Genomic DNA, 12,319 nt, shown 5'->3' with positions numbered 1-12,319 from the left:
ACTCACTCATAGACGAACCTGTCCTTCAAATACGCGAACGGCGGGGCCGGTCATGATGACCGGCTTGCCTGGGCCTTCCCATTCGATCGACAGGCGTCCACCGGGAAGATCGATCAGTAGTGGGGAATCCATCCAGCCTTGGCTGATCGCAGCCACGGCAGCCGCGCAGGCGCCAGTACCGCAGGCTTGGGTTTCCCCAGCGCCGCGCTCCCAGACGCGCAATTGAGCGCGGTGACGGTCAATGATCTGGATAAAACCGACGTTGACCCGCTGTGGGAAGCGCGGATGGTGTTCGATCTGTGGCCCCAGTTCATGAACCGGTGCGTTGTTGATGTCGTTGACGCGTATCACAGCATGGGGGTTACCCATGGATACGGCGGCCAACTCGATCTGTTGTCCGGCTACTTCCAGTGGATAGCTCAACGCCTGGGCCGGTGCATCGAACGGAATGTCGGCAGGCACCAGCCGAGGCGGGCCCATATCGACGCTGATCTGCCCATCACTGCGCACGTCCAGCTCGATGACACCGCTCTTGGTTTCGACCCGAATGCGTTTTTTTGCAGTCAGGCGCTTGTCCAGCACGAAGCGCGCGAAACAGCGTGCTCCGTTGCCACATTGCTCTACTTCAGAGCCGTCGGCATTGAAGATTCGGTAGCGGAAGTCCACTTCCGGATTGCTCGGCGCTTCGACGATCAGCAACTGGTCGAAGCCGATACCGGTGTGGCGATCACCCCATTGCTTAGCGTGCTTGGGCAAGATGTGCGCATGCTGGCTGACCAGGTCGAGGACCATGAAGTCGTTGCCCAGCCCATGCATTTTGGTAAAACGCAGCAGCATGGGTTTACTCCGGCAGCAGGCTTTCGCCAGCGAACAACTCGGCGACAGTTTCCCGGCGACGCACTTCAAACGCCTGGTCACCATCGACCAGGATCTCGGCACAGCGACCACGGGTGTTGTAGTTCGAGCTCATGACAAAACCATAGGCGCCCGCGGACTGCACTGCCAGCAAATCACCTTCGGCCAGGTTCAGCGTGCGCTCTTTGGCCAGGAAGTCACCGGTTTCGCAGATCGGACCGACTACATCATAGTTACGGCCTTCACCGGCACGCGGTTGCACGGCAGTGACGTCCATCCAGGCCTGGTAGAGGGCCGGGCGGATCAGGTCGTTCATGGCCGCATCGACGATGGCGAAGTCTTTGTGCTCTGTGTGCTTGAGGTATTCGACGCGGGTCAACAGGACGCCGGCGTTGGCCACAATGTAGCGGCCCGGCTCGAACACCAGTGCCAGGTCACGGTCGCCAACGCGTTCGCGGATAGCCTTGATGTAGTCGCCCGCCAGTGGCGGTTCTTCGTCACAGTAACGCACGCCGAGGCCGCCACCCAGGTCCAGGTGACGCAGGAGGATGCCACAGTCACCGAGGCGATCGATCAGCGCCAGCAGGCGGTCGAGGGCATCGAGGAAAGGCTCCAGGGTGGTCAGTTGCGAACCGATGTGGCAATCGACACCGACCACTTCCAGGTTGGGCAACTGGGCAGCGCGAATGTAAACCTCTTCAGCATCGGCGATAGCGATACCGAACTTGTTTTCTTTCAGGCCCGTGGAGATGTACGGGTGGGTGCCAGCGTCGACGTCCGGGTTGACCCGCAGCGAAACCGGGGCGCGCAGACCCATCTCGGCAGCCACCACTTGCAGGCGCTCCAGCTCGTCGGTGGACTCGACGTTGAAGCAGTGAACACCGACTTCCAGGGCACGGCGCATGTCTTCACGGGTTTTGCCGACGCCCGAGAACACTACACGGTCGGCGCTTCCACCAGCGGCCAGGACCCGCTCGAGCTCACCGCCGGACACGATGTCGAAACCTGCGCCCAGACGCGCCAGCAGATTCAGCACGCCAAGATTGGAGTTGGCTTTGACCGCAAAGCAGACCAGGTGCGAAACGCCCTGCAGGGCGTCGGCATAGCTACGGTACTGGGCCTCGATGTGAGCGCGCGAGTAGACGTAGGTTGGCGTGCCGAAACGTTCGGCGATGGCCGACAGGGCCACGCCTTCCGCGAACAGTTCACCGTCGCGGTAGTTGAAAGCGTCCATGGGTTACCCTTACTGATGCTTGTGCGATTGCGACTTTTGACCGTCTTTACTGTCGTCTGGCAGGTACAGCGGACCTTTCTGGCCGCAGGCGGAAACAAGGCAGGCAATCGCGACGAGCGCCGCGAGGGAGGAGATCAGGCGCTTCATGGCGTAATCCTTTGAAATATGCAGTATTGCGCCCGAGTATACCGAGCACCTGCCGCCTTGCCTATGCAGGCAGCCCGCCGTCGGGCGGGGGCTGCTGCGTCAGGCACTGGGCGTTATCCTTTGCATTCGGCGCGCGTCGCTCGTATCTTCCCCGGCTTGCGTGTGTGCAGACATTTTTGAGGTTCTTGCAATGAGTTTGACCGAAGCGCGTTTTCACGACCTGGTCGATGCGACCCAACAGGCCCTGGAAGACCTGTTCGACGACACCGATCTGGATCTGGATATGGAGAATTCGGCTGGCGTCCTGACCATCAAGTTCGACAATGGTAGCCAGTTGATTTTCAGTCGCCAGGAGCCACTGCGTCAGCTGTGGCTGGCTGACAAGTCCGGCGGTTTCCATTTCGACTACGACGAGCAGAGCGGCAAATGGACCTGCGAAAAAACCGAAGAGTTGCTGGGCGAGATGCTTGAGCGCATCGTCTGGGAGCGGGTGGGCGAGAAGCTCGACTTCGAAGAGATCTGAGATGAGCAGCGCGTCGAAGCCGGCCAAGCCGCTCTACAGCAATGTCAGTCCGGCGGTGCCATCGCCTTGCATCAGCACTTGTCGGCTGGATGAGAACAAGGTTTGTATTGGCTGTTTCCGTCATGTCGAGGACATTCGCCAGTGGCGCTCTGCCGATGACCAGCGTCGTCGGCAAATCTGCCAGGAGGCGCAGACTCGTCGGCAACTGGCAGGATCGGCGTAATCCCTTCGGGTATTGTGTATTTACTTGGCTGTGGTAGTGTCGAACTTGCTTCGGCAGTGCCGAATTCCTGCAAACCCCGCCCTTGGGCGGGGTTTTGCTTTATATCGCTCAAAAAAAGGAGCCTGACTGGATCATGAGCACCAAGCCTTCCATTATCGTCACCCGATTGGACGTACAGCGTCTCGAGCGTCTGATCGACAGCCTCGATGAGAAGATGCAGGATACGCCGGGTGTGCTCGCCTTGCAGGACGAGCTGGACCGCGCCGAACAGGTCGGTCACGAGGAAGTTCCGGCCGGTGTCGTGACCATGAACTCCCGGGTTCATTGCCGCGAAGAAGCCAGTGGCAAGGACTACCACCTGACCCTGGTCTACCCGAAGGACGCCAACGCCGACGAAGGCAAGATCTCCATCCTGGCCCCCATCGGCAGTGCGCTGCTGGGCTTGTCGGTAGGTGAGCAGATCGATTGGCCGGCCCCGGGCGGCAAAACGCTCAAGCTGAAGCTGCTGGAAGTTGAATACCAGCCCGAAGCGGCTGGCAACTTCGATCTCTGAGCCTTAGACCTGCGCCAGGGCCTCGTTGAGCGCCTGCTCCAGCTCGCCTTTGTAGCGCAGGTAGAGAGTGCTCGAACCCAGGCCTTCGGCAAGCACGCCAGACAGGTCCAGGTCAGTAATGTAACAACGGTAGCGCTCGGTCTCGCGGCGCTGCTCGATGATCTCGCGGGCGACCATGGTATACAGCTGGTCGCCATGCTCGAGTTCGGAAAACTCCCGCTGATTACAATACAAAGTGACCTGAACGTCATCGCTGGCGCCTGCCTGCAAAATCGCCTGCACTTCGTAGTAAGGCAGGGCGATGGCATTACGCTGCACTTGCTTGGCATCCACCTGGCGGACCTTGCCAGTGCCTGAAGGCAACAATTGGTAATAAAGAATCTCCAGCGAACCTTGAGCGTGAAGATTGTCCAGCGGCAGCCGCGCTTCACGGCGAAAAACCATGGACTGCATGAAGCGCTGTAGCGGCAGTAGCAGGCTGTTTTCGTCATGGTAAGGCAGGCGCTGTTGCCAGAGTGCGTTGTGCTCATCGAGCACATAGACAGTGGCCCAGGCATCCTGCAGTCGATAAAACACCTGAATACACCGCGGTTGTCCCAGTGGCAGAACCTGGGCCAGGTCCAGCTCCTGCAGGGCGTTGGCATCCAGGTGCAGCGGGCTGTACTCGCAACGTTCCTTGCTTAAATAGTGCGAAACAGCATCCTGGCCCTCAAGCGTTACCAGGTTCACTGCACCGGCCTGCAGCTCCAAGACGTGGGTGTGCTGCTGGACTTGCAACAAATAACGGAAGTTGAGGTGCTGCGCCAGCAGCGCCTGGGCATTGAGAAAAACCTCTTCGACCCGCAGAGCAATGGCTGGGGCTCGGTTGTGGCAGAAGCACTGAACCCGCAACCGTGGTCGATGGCTGCAATCACCCAAACCATTGAGGTAGTCGCGCAAGCACCGCAGCAAGGCATGCTCACCCTCGTAGCGGTGCACCTGAACCTCGTTCCAGCTATTGAGCGTTACCTGATCGAGGGTCAAGACCAGGTTCTCACGTACGCCAGCGTAGCTCAGCGAGTCGGTACGCTCGGTGGTCATCAGAATGTTCAGGTCACGATGGTGGCGTAACGGGTCGATGCCGACATTGATCAACAGGAGAATTTCGTCCGCCACGCTCGACTGTAGTAGGCGCTGTTCGCTGATCATCGGCAAGGGTAGAGGGATGCTTTGTTGCAGGCTGCCCAACAGGTTGAACAGCTCATATTCACTCAGGTCGCTGCTGCCTGGATGCAAGGCCAGGCGTGTACTGTTGTCGATTACCCCATTGCGATGAGCCCAGGCCAGTAACTCGAGCAGTTCTCGGCAGCGCTTGAGTGGCGCGAAGTGCTCCCATTCGTGCACGCCCAGGTTACCGTTGTACAGGCCCCAGTGAACCTCTCCGGGCTCCTTGCGGTTGGGCGATTGCACCAGCGTGAGGGTATCTTCGGCCAGGTCCGGGGCAATGCCTGGGTTGATGACCTCGACTTTGCCTGCGCGGCGTTCAAACGCTGCATACAGGCGCCGGCCGAGGATGCTCAGGTCACGGTGGTCGATTCGACTTGCTGCATTCTGGTTACGGGCAAACTGGCAGAGGAAGCGATAGCTGTAGTTGAGCTCGGCGACCAGATCGCGGCGTTCGACTGCCACCTGGCGTACCTTCCATTGACTGCGGGCGTCGAGCAATGCCAGTTGGCGCTCGTCCCAACCCCATTCCTCGCTGAGTCGCTCAAGCAGTGCACGCTGCCAGTTGCCGCGTTGGCGCGGCTGGCCACTGAGTTTCCTGTTCACTTTCAGGTACAGGCTGCGACGCACCAGCTCAAGTCGCTGTTGCTCTCCGCGTGCTTGTAGGTACTTCTCGATGCGCCGGTAGACCATCATGTACGGATCGAGCTCGTCGAGATCGAGCTGATTGGCAAATACCGCCTGTTTGAATTGCAGGCTCAGGCAATTCACGTGCGGGTGTTCGCTGGCATAGACCTCGGTCAAGAGCAGTTTCAGCACCGATTTGTAGGGCGACTCGATGCCCTTGAAAAGCTGCCAGAGACCTGCGCCGACATACTCCCCTGGCGGAATATGCGCCAGGTGCCCCAAGTCCAGGTACTCGTCGGCGCGCACGAAGCGCTTGGACAGAAGTGTGTCGATGTACGGGTGGTAACGCGACTCTTCGTAGACTGGCACCAGCCACCACAACGGGGTGCGTCCGGCGAGCCAGATCGCGGTGCGGTAGAACTCGTCCAGTAGTAAATAGTGCTGGGTGGTTCCGCAGTCGTCGGAGCTGAGTTGGCTGTCGCGTGCGCCGCTCACGAAGCGTTGCGGTTCGATCAGAAACAGGTGGGCCTCGGCGCCTTGGCTGGTGGCCCAGTTCTCCAACAGTTGGGCTTTTTTGCGCAGTTCAGCCAGTTCGCTATCGCCGAGATGGGCTGCGTGGCAGACCCACACGTCCATATCACTTTGTTCTGCCTGGGCCAGCGTGCCCAGGCTACCCATCAGGAACAGCCCGTGGATGGGCATGGATGGCTTGCCATGGCGGGCCTTGTAGGAGAAGGAGCGTGTCAGGCGCTGGGCTTCGGCCAGTATGTTGGCGTCAGGTTCGAAGTTGGCGACCCCTGCGGGCGTGGTTCCAGATACATAGCCAGGAAGCAGCGGGTGATTGACGTGCAGAAACAGCGGCAACAGCGTCAACACTTGCTGCTGACGGCTCGATAATCCTTCCAGGGCTCGGTAGAGTCGCCCCTGATTGAGCGTCAGGAAGCGTTGGCGCAGTTGGCTGAGCACCTTTCGGTCAATGCCCTGTTCGAGGTCGGGGCGAATTTCGTAGGGGTGGTTCATTGCGCGCTAAAACCGGCCGTCTGGGGAGCTGAGGCGAGTTTAAGCGCTAATTTAATTTTGACGCCATTTTATTAGCGTTGAATGCATCGCGGAGCAGATTTGCTCCGCGATGAGCATTGTTTTCAGGCCGGTTGGGCGACTTTCAGGATAGTCAGCAGTTGCTGTGCGTGTTCGGCCGCATCATGCCCCAGACTGGTCAGGTAGCCGCCATCATGCTGGTCGGTCAAACCTTTGTCGTACAGGCGCTGGGCGGCAGCGATGAGCTCTTGAGAGGCAGTGTTGTGAACCTTGATACCTTCCTGGCTGCTATCCAGGTTGAACAGGGCAAGGACTTCCAGCTCGGCAATCAGATCGGGGGTAAACGACATAGTAACTCCGACTTCCAGACAAGGAGGGCAGCACCGTCAGCGGTGCCTGGTTTTGCAGTGTAGTCAGGTAACTCCTGCTTTGCTTCAGTCCTTTTCAGGAGGCAGCTCAGGCAGGGCGCGCAAGGCAGTTTCGTACCACTGGGTGTCAAAGGCGCGGTCATCTTCAAGCATCGCGTCAATCTCGTAGGCCAGCACGTGGGCCATGAGGTTAAGGATGTCTTCGCGCTCGTAACCTACCAGGGTCAGTTTGTTGAACGTGGCTTTGGCGGCAGGTGGATCATCGCTTTCGATTTGGTTTTCGATCGCTTCGATCAGGGTCGACTCGGCGAACTCTTCTTCGTCGTTGTCGATGTCTGTGGGTTCGCTCATGGGCGATTCTCCTCTGAGGGGATGCTCAGTTTGCCACGGGCAAAGCGCCAATGCCTCGCTATCTACAAACTCCATGATGCTGGTCAGTGCCGCGTGCCGGGGCTATAACAACTGCGCCAACCCCTTTACGGCCTGGAGGCTGTTGTCATGCTCAAGCTTCATGGATTCGCGGTTAGCAACTACTACAACATGGTCAAGCTGGCGCTGCTGGAGAAAGGAATTCCTTTTGAAGAAGTTCTATTCTTCGGCGGCCAGAGCCCGCAGGCACTGAAAGTCAGCCCGCGGGGCAAGGTGCCGGTGCTGGAGACCGAACATGGCTTTCTGAGTGAAACCAACCTGATTCTGGAATATATCGAACAGACGCATCCTGATAACAAGCCATTGCTGCCCGCAGATGCCTTCGCCCAGGCCAAAGTGCGTGAGCTGGCCAAGGAAATCGAGCTGTATATCGAGTTGCCGGCCCGTGCGTGTTATCCCGAGGCTTTCTTTGGTGCCAAGGTCGATCCGGTTATCAAGGACAAGGCGAAAACCGAGTTGTTGGCCGGGGTGGAAACGCTAAAGCGCAATGGCACGTTCTCGCCATACGTTGCCGGCAATCAGATGACCATTGCCGACATGAAGTTCTGCTTCAGCCTTGATCTGGCCAGTGCAGTGGGCAAGAAGGTTTTTGATATGGATCTGCTGGAGGATTTTCCTCAGGCCCAGACGCTGCTCAATCATTTCAAGCAGAATCCCAACGTGCAGAAAATCGCAGCAGACAAGGATGCGCAGATGCCTGTTTTCCTTGAGATGGTGCGTAGCGGCAAGCGCTAGTCCCTCTCGCGCAAGCAGGCTCGCGGCGTAGCGCCGACGAGCCTGTGCGTTGGGCTCAGCGGCTGGCCAGCAAGGCCTGGCCCCGAGCAACGGCTGCGCGAACCTGGGCCGGTGCGGTACCGCCGATGTGGTTGCGGGCGTTGACCGAGCCTTCCAGGGTGAGCACCGCGAAGACGTCCTGTTCGATCTGGTCGCTGAACTGGCGCAGTTCTTCCAGGCTCATTTCAGCCAGGTCCTTGCCGCTATCGACACCGTACTTGACGGCGTGGCCGACGATTTCGTGGCAGTCACGAAATGGCAGGCCACGGCGTACAAGGTAGTCGGCGAGGTCGGTTGCGGTAGAGAAACCACGCAGTGCAGCTTCACGCATGATCGCGTGGCGCGGTTTGATCGCCGGGATCATGTCGGCAAAGGCGCGCAGCGAGTCACGCAGGGTGTCGGCGGCGTCGAACAGCGGCTCTTTATCTTCCTGGTTGTCCTTGTTGTAGGCCAGCGGCTGGCCTTTCATCAAGGTCAGCAGGCCGGTGAGAGCACCGAATACGCGACCGGTCTTGCCACGCACTAACTCTGGAACGTCCGGGTTCTTCTTCTGCGGCATGATCGAACTGCCGGTGCAGAAACGATCAGGCAGATCGATGAACTGGAACTGGGCGCTGGTCCACAGGACGAGTTCTTCAGAGAAACGCGACAGGTGCATCATTGCCACACTGGCGGCTGCGCAGAATTCGATAGCGAAGTCGCGGTCGGAGACGCCGTCCAGCGAGTTGCCGCCCACGGCCTCGAAGCCCAGGAGCTTGCAGGTCAGCTCGCGGTCGATCGGGTAGGTGGTGCCTGCCAGGGCGGCGCTGCCCAGCGGCATGCGGTTGGTACGTTTGCGGCAGTCGACCAGGCGCTCGTAGTCGCGGCTGAGCATTTCGAACCAGGCCAGCAGGTGATGGCCGAAGGTTACCGGTTGGGCGGTCTGCAGGTGGGTGAAGCCGGGCATGATGGTGTCGGCTTCGCGTTCGGCCTGCTCCAGCAGGCCCTTCTGCAAACGGGTGATCTCGGCCAGGATCAGGTCGATCTCGTCTCGCAGCCACAGACGGATGTCGGTAGCGACCTGGTCATTGCGGCTGCGGCCGGTATGCAGCTTTTTACCGGTGATGCCGATACGGTCGGTCAGGCGTGCCTCGATGTTCATGTGCACGTCTTCAAGGTCGACGCGCCAGTCGAAGTTGCCGGCCTCGATTTCACCCTGGATGGTCGTGAGGCCATCGATAATGGTGTCGCGCTCGGCATCAGTGAGCACGCCGACCTTCGCCAGCATGGTGGCGTGGGCGATCGAACCCATGATGTCGTGGCGGTACAGGCGCTGGTCAAAGTTGACGGAGGCGGTGAAACGGGCGACGAATGCGTCGACGGGCTCACTGAAGCGGCCGCCCCAGGACTGATTGGTCTTGTCGGTGCTCATGGATTCACTCGTTGAAGGCGTGAACGGAAAGTGGCGTCGATGATAACAGGGTTAAGGCCCGGACCGCAGGGCGGCGGTCGGTGCGAATGCGTGATTATGTCGCGCAGAAGGCAGATGACAGCCGTTGCACAACAGGATATTTACCGATTGAACGGCAGCGTTCCGGCAACCGTCTACAGTTGGACAGAGGATCGGCATGTTTCCTGCCGAACCAGTGAATCTTTAGCCATCGTGCGAGTCTGAGCGTGGATCGCCGTGACGGTCGTCACCTCACCTGTCTACGCTACCCTTGTGCGAGACTCACGCAGGAATCCAGCGCAATATGAATGTCCTGATCGTTGATGACGAACCCCAAGCCCGGGAACGGCTGAGCCGACTGCTTGGCGAACTCGGGGGATACACCGTACTGGAGCCCAGCGCCACCAACGGCGAAGAGGCTCTGGCGTTGATAGACAGCCTCAAGCCTGAGGTGGTCTTGCTCGATATCCGCATGCCGGGCCTCGATGGCCTGCAGGTAGCTGCCCGCTTGTGTGAGCGTGAAGCCCCGCCTGCCGTTGTGTTCTGTACGGGTGATGACGAATTCACCGTCCAGTCATTCACGGAAAGCACGCTCGGGTATGTGCTCAAGCCGGTGGCTGCCGATGCGCTGCGCGAAGCCTTGAGAAAGGCCGAGCGACCCAGTCGGGTACAACTGGCTGCGCTTACCCGCCCAGCGGCCGAAAGCGGCAGCGGGCCACGTAGCCATATCAGTGCGCGAACCCGCAAAGGGATCGAGTTGATCCCGCTGGACCAGGTGATCTACTTCATCGCCGACCACAAATATGTAACGTTGCGTCATGAAGGCGGCGAAGTCCTGCTGGACGAGCCCCTCAAGGCGCTGGAAGACGAATTCGGCGACCGGTTCGTGCGGATTCACCGCAACGCCCTGGTCGCCCGCAACCGAATAGAGCGGCTGCAACGCACGCCGTTGGGGCATTTCCAGTTGTTTCTCAAGGGCCTCAACGGTGATGCATTGATCGTTAGCCGCCGGCACGTGGCCGGTGTACGCAAGATGATGCAGCAGCTCTAGGCTGCGATTGGAGAATAGCTCTACCAGGGACGGTTCAATTCTCCTGTGACATAGATCTGCAAGCGGGTCGGAATGAGCTGTTATCATCCGTTGCATCTATCTTGTACGGATCGATCCATGTCCACTCGTGAAATCCGCATTGCCACGCGCAAAAGTGCCCTAGCCCTGTGGCAGGCCGAATACGTCAAAGCACGTCTTGAGCAAGCCCATCCTGGTTTGCTGGTTACTCTGGTGCCTATGGTCAGCCGGGGTGACAAACTGCTCGACTCGCCGCTGTCCAAGATTGGTGGCAAGGGCCTGTTCGTCAAGGAACTGGAAACCGCGCTGCTGGAAAACCAGGCCGACATCGCTGTGCATTCGATGAAAGATGTGCCCATGGACTTCCCTGAAGGCCTGGGGCTGTATTGCATCTGTGAGCGTGAAGACCCGCGCGACGCCTTCGTGTCCAATACCTTCAAAAGCCTTGATGAGCTGTCAGCTGCAAGCGTGGTAGGCACTTCCAGCCTGCGCCGCCAGGCCCAGTTGCTGGCGCGTCGCCCTGATCTGCAGATCCGCTTTCTGCGCGGTAACGTCAACACCCGCCTGGCCAAGCTCGATGCCGGTGAGTACGACGCGATCATCCTCGCTGCAGCCGGTCTTATCCGCCTTGGTTTTGAAGACCGCATTACCTCCGGCATCAGCGTCGACGACAGCTTGCCTGCCGGTGGCCAAGGTGCTGTGGGTATCGAATGCCGCAGCGTCGACAGCGAAATTCATGCGTTGTTGGCTCCTTTGCATCACCAGGACACCGCGGACCGTGTCGTGGCCGAGCGGGCGCTGAACAAGCACCTCAATGGTGGATGCCAGGTCCCGATTGCCTGTTATGCCGTGCTCGAAGGTGATCAACTGTGGCTGCGTGGCCTGGTTGGCGAGCCCAGCGGTGGCAAGCTGCTGACCGCTGAAGCCCGTGCGCCGCGCAGCGATGCGCAGACGCTGGGTGTCCAGGTGGCCGAGGACCTGCTCAAGCAAGGCGCCGAAGACATCCTCAAGGCTGTCTACGGCGAGGCCGGTCACCCGTGAGCGGTTGGCGCCTGCTGCTGACACGCCCGGAGCAGGAGTGCATTGCGCTCTCCCGGGCGCTGGCCGAGCAAGGCATTGCCAGTAGCAGCCTGCCGTTGCTGGAAATCGAACCGCTGAGCCTGGATGAAGCACAGCGCAAACTGCTGCGCGAATTTGACCAGTACGCAGCGGTCATCGTGGTCAGCAAGCCTGCTGCGCGTCTGGGACTGGCCGAGCTGGCTCGTCACTGGTCGCAGCTGCCTCGGCAAGCCTGGTTTACCGTGGGCGCGGCTTCAGCGCAGGTCCTTCAGGCCGAGGGCTGCCAGGTCTGCTATCCAGCGCAGGGCGACGACAGCGAAGCCCTGCTGCACATGCCTCAATTGCACCAGGCGATTGGCGGAACGGCGCCACGTGTGTTGATCATACGTGGCCAGGGCGGTCGCGAACTGCTCGCCGAGCGTCTCGCCGAGCAAGGTGCTAGTGTCGATTATCTGGAACTCTACCGTCGCTACCTACCGGCTTATCCACTGGGCGCGCTGTCTGAACGAATTTGCGCGGAACGCCTGAACGGCCTGGTGGTCAGCAGTGGGCAGGGGTTTGAACACCTGCTGCAACTGGCCGGGGACAATTGGTCGCAGTTGGCCCGCTTGCCGCTGTTTGTACCCAGCCCGCGTGTAGCCGGGCAAGCCCGGGAAGCCGGGGCACAGAATGTAGTGGACTGCCGCGGTGCCAGTGCCGCGGCGTTGTTGGCAGCACTGCAGCAAATGCCTGCACCTGCCCTCTGAAGCGCTAAGCTGATTGGCGACGAGCCCAATGCAAAGGATGGA

Annotated in this window: 14 protein-coding genes and 1 pseudogene; 8 read left to right on the top strand and 7 right to left on the bottom strand. The window is 59.7% G+C overall.

The features are described from left to right. Nucleotides 1-6: 6 nt before the first annotated feature. Genes dapF through lptM form a run of 3 tightly spaced genes read right to left on the bottom strand, consistent with a single transcriptional unit; the run spans nt 7 to nt 2,236 of the window. Entirely contained in the window at nt 7-837 is an 831-nt protein-coding gene (gene dapF / locus V0R60_RS03355; RefSeq protein ID WP_136478699.1) for a diaminopimelate epimerase, read from the bottom strand. A 4-nt stretch (nt 838-841) separates the two neighbouring features. Next, nucleotides 842-2,089, bottom strand: coding sequence for a diaminopimelate decarboxylase (gene lysA / locus V0R60_RS03350; protein WP_136478698.1), 1,248 nt, complete (start codon nt 2,087-2,089; stop codon nt 842-844). Nucleotides 2,090-2,098: 9 nt separating this feature from the next. Further along, nucleotides 2,099-2,236, bottom strand: a complete 138-nt coding sequence (gene lptM, locus V0R60_RS03345) for an LPS translocon maturation chaperone LptM (protein WP_128321863.1) — start codon at nt 2,234-2,236, stop codon at nt 2,099-2,101. Nucleotides 2,237-2,426: 190 nt separating this feature from the next. On the opposite strand from lptM, the gene cyaY reads away from it, so the two are divergent. The 3 genes from cyaY (at nt 2,427) to rnk (ending at nt 3,535) form a co-directional block, all read left to right on the top strand. After that, nucleotides 2,427-2,759 carry an iron donor protein CyaY gene (cyaY, locus tag V0R60_RS03340; protein ID WP_136478697.1) on the top strand — a complete coding sequence of 111 codons (333 nt, stop codon included), beginning with the start codon at nt 2,427-2,429 and terminating at the stop codon, nt 2,757-2,759. Nucleotide 2,760: 1 nt separating this feature from the next. Then, entirely contained in the window at nt 2,761-2,982 is a 222-nt protein-coding gene (locus tag V0R60_RS03335) for a DUF1289 domain-containing protein (RefSeq protein WP_136478696.1), read from the top strand. Nucleotides 2,983-3,115: 133 nt separating this feature from the next. Continuing rightward, entirely contained in the window at nt 3,116-3,535 is a 420-nt protein-coding gene (rnk, locus tag V0R60_RS03330) for a nucleoside diphosphate kinase regulator (protein ID WP_136478695.1), read from the top strand. 3 nt (nt 3,536-3,538) lie between these two features. On the opposite strand, the gene V0R60_RS03325 is transcribed toward rnk, so the two are convergent. The 3 genes from V0R60_RS03325 to V0R60_RS03315 form a co-directional block, all read right to left on the bottom strand. Then, nucleotides 3,539-6,385 (bottom strand): class I adenylate cyclase, encoded by a 2,847-nt coding sequence (locus V0R60_RS03325; protein WP_330078866.1) that lies wholly within the window; start codon nt 6,383-6,385, stop codon nt 3,539-3,541. A gap of 122 nt (nt 6,386-6,507) precedes the next feature. After that, nucleotides 6,508-6,753, bottom strand: a complete 246-nt coding sequence (locus V0R60_RS03320) for a TIGR02647 family protein (protein WP_136478693.1) — start codon at nt 6,751-6,753, stop codon at nt 6,508-6,510. 84 nt (nt 6,754-6,837) lie between these two features. Next, nucleotides 6,838-7,122, bottom strand: coding sequence for a hypothetical protein (locus V0R60_RS03315; RefSeq protein ID WP_136478692.1), 285 nt, complete (start codon nt 7,120-7,122; stop codon nt 6,838-6,840). 147 nt (nt 7,123-7,269) lie between these two features. Between V0R60_RS03315 and V0R60_RS03310 the strand changes: the two genes are divergently transcribed. Continuing rightward, nucleotides 7,270-7,935 carry a glutathione S-transferase family protein gene (locus tag V0R60_RS03310; protein WP_330078867.1) on the top strand — a complete coding sequence of 222 codons (666 nt, stop codon included), beginning with the start codon at nt 7,270-7,272 and terminating at the stop codon, nt 7,933-7,935. A gap of 55 nt (nt 7,936-7,990) precedes the next feature. On the opposite strand, the gene argH is transcribed toward V0R60_RS03310, so the two are convergent. Next, nucleotides 7,991-9,385, bottom strand: a complete 1,395-nt coding sequence (gene argH, locus V0R60_RS03305; RefSeq protein WP_330078868.1) for an argininosuccinate lyase — start codon at nt 9,383-9,385, stop codon at nt 7,991-7,993. A 218-nt stretch (nt 9,386-9,603) separates the two neighbouring features. Here argH and V0R60_RS03300 point away from each other — a divergent pair. From V0R60_RS03300 to V0R60_RS03285, 4 genes and pseudogenes are all read left to right on the top strand, one after another. Next, nucleotides 9,604-9,711: pseudogene (locus V0R60_RS03300) on the top strand (sensor histidine kinase); the annotation flags it as partial. After that, nucleotides 9,708-10,454 (top strand): LytR/AlgR family response regulator transcription factor, encoded by a 747-nt coding sequence (locus V0R60_RS03295; protein ID WP_136478689.1) that lies wholly within the window; start codon nt 9,708-9,710, stop codon nt 10,452-10,454. The pseudogene V0R60_RS03300 and the gene V0R60_RS03295, both read left to right, overlap by 4 nt. A gap of 117 nt (nt 10,455-10,571) precedes the next feature. Then, nucleotides 10,572-11,513, top strand: a complete 942-nt coding sequence (gene hemC, locus V0R60_RS03290; protein ID WP_136478688.1) for a hydroxymethylbilane synthase — start codon at nt 10,572-10,574, stop codon at nt 11,511-11,513. Next, nucleotides 11,510-12,277, top strand: a complete 768-nt coding sequence (locus V0R60_RS03285) for a uroporphyrinogen-III synthase (RefSeq protein WP_256658286.1) — start codon at nt 11,510-11,512, stop codon at nt 12,275-12,277. Before hemC ends, V0R60_RS03285 begins: the two co-directional genes overlap by 4 nt. Nucleotides 12,278-12,319: the final 42 nt, after the last annotated feature.

The sequence above is a fragment of the Pseudomonas auratipiscis genome (genome assembly GCF_036324085.1).
Classification (GTDB): Bacteria; Pseudomonadota; Gammaproteobacteria; order Pseudomonadales; family Pseudomonadaceae; genus Aquipseudomonas; species Aquipseudomonas auratipiscis.
This window is presented reverse-complemented; position numbering and strand designations above follow the sequence as displayed.

What these genes read in the sequence shown, in the direction of transcription:
- dapF (WP_136478699.1), bottom strand. Translation starts at nt 837, where the DNA reads ATGCTGCTGCGTTTTACCAAAATGCATGGGCTGGGCAACGACTTCATG.
- lysA (WP_136478698.1), bottom strand. Translation starts at nt 2,089, where the DNA reads ATGGACGCTTTCAACTACCGCGACGGTGAACTGTTCGCGGAAGGCGTG.
- lptM (WP_128321863.1), bottom strand. Translation starts at nt 2,236, where the DNA reads ATGAAGCGCCTGATCTCCTCCCTCGCGGCGCTCGTCGCGATTGCCTGC.
- cyaY (WP_136478697.1), top strand. Translation starts at nt 2,427, where the DNA reads ATGAGTTTGACCGAAGCGCGTTTTCACGACCTGGTCGATGCGACCCAA.
- V0R60_RS03335 (WP_136478696.1), top strand. Translation starts at nt 2,761, where the DNA reads ATGAGCAGCGCGTCGAAGCCGGCCAAGCCGCTCTACAGCAATGTCAGT.
- rnk (WP_136478695.1), top strand. Translation starts at nt 3,116, where the DNA reads ATGAGCACCAAGCCTTCCATTATCGTCACCCGATTGGACGTACAGCGT.
- V0R60_RS03325 (WP_330078866.1), bottom strand. Translation starts at nt 6,385, where the DNA reads ATGAACCACCCCTACGAAATTCGCCCCGACCTCGAACAGGGCATTGAC.
- V0R60_RS03320 (WP_136478693.1), bottom strand. Translation starts at nt 6,753, where the DNA reads ATGTCGTTTACCCCCGATCTGATTGCCGAGCTGGAAGTCCTTGCCCTG.
- V0R60_RS03315 (WP_136478692.1), bottom strand. Translation starts at nt 7,122, where the DNA reads ATGAGCGAACCCACAGACATCGACAACGACGAAGAAGAGTTCGCCGAG.
- V0R60_RS03310 (WP_330078867.1), top strand. Translation starts at nt 7,270, where the DNA reads ATGCTCAAGCTTCATGGATTCGCGGTTAGCAACTACTACAACATGGTC.
- argH (WP_330078868.1), bottom strand. Translation starts at nt 9,385, where the DNA reads ATGAGCACCGACAAGACCAATCAGTCCTGGGGCGGCCGCTTCAGTGAG.
- V0R60_RS03295 (WP_136478689.1), top strand. Translation starts at nt 9,708, where the DNA reads ATGAATGTCCTGATCGTTGATGACGAACCCCAAGCCCGGGAACGGCTG.
- hemC (WP_136478688.1), top strand. Translation starts at nt 10,572, where the DNA reads ATGTCCACTCGTGAAATCCGCATTGCCACGCGCAAAAGTGCCCTAGCC.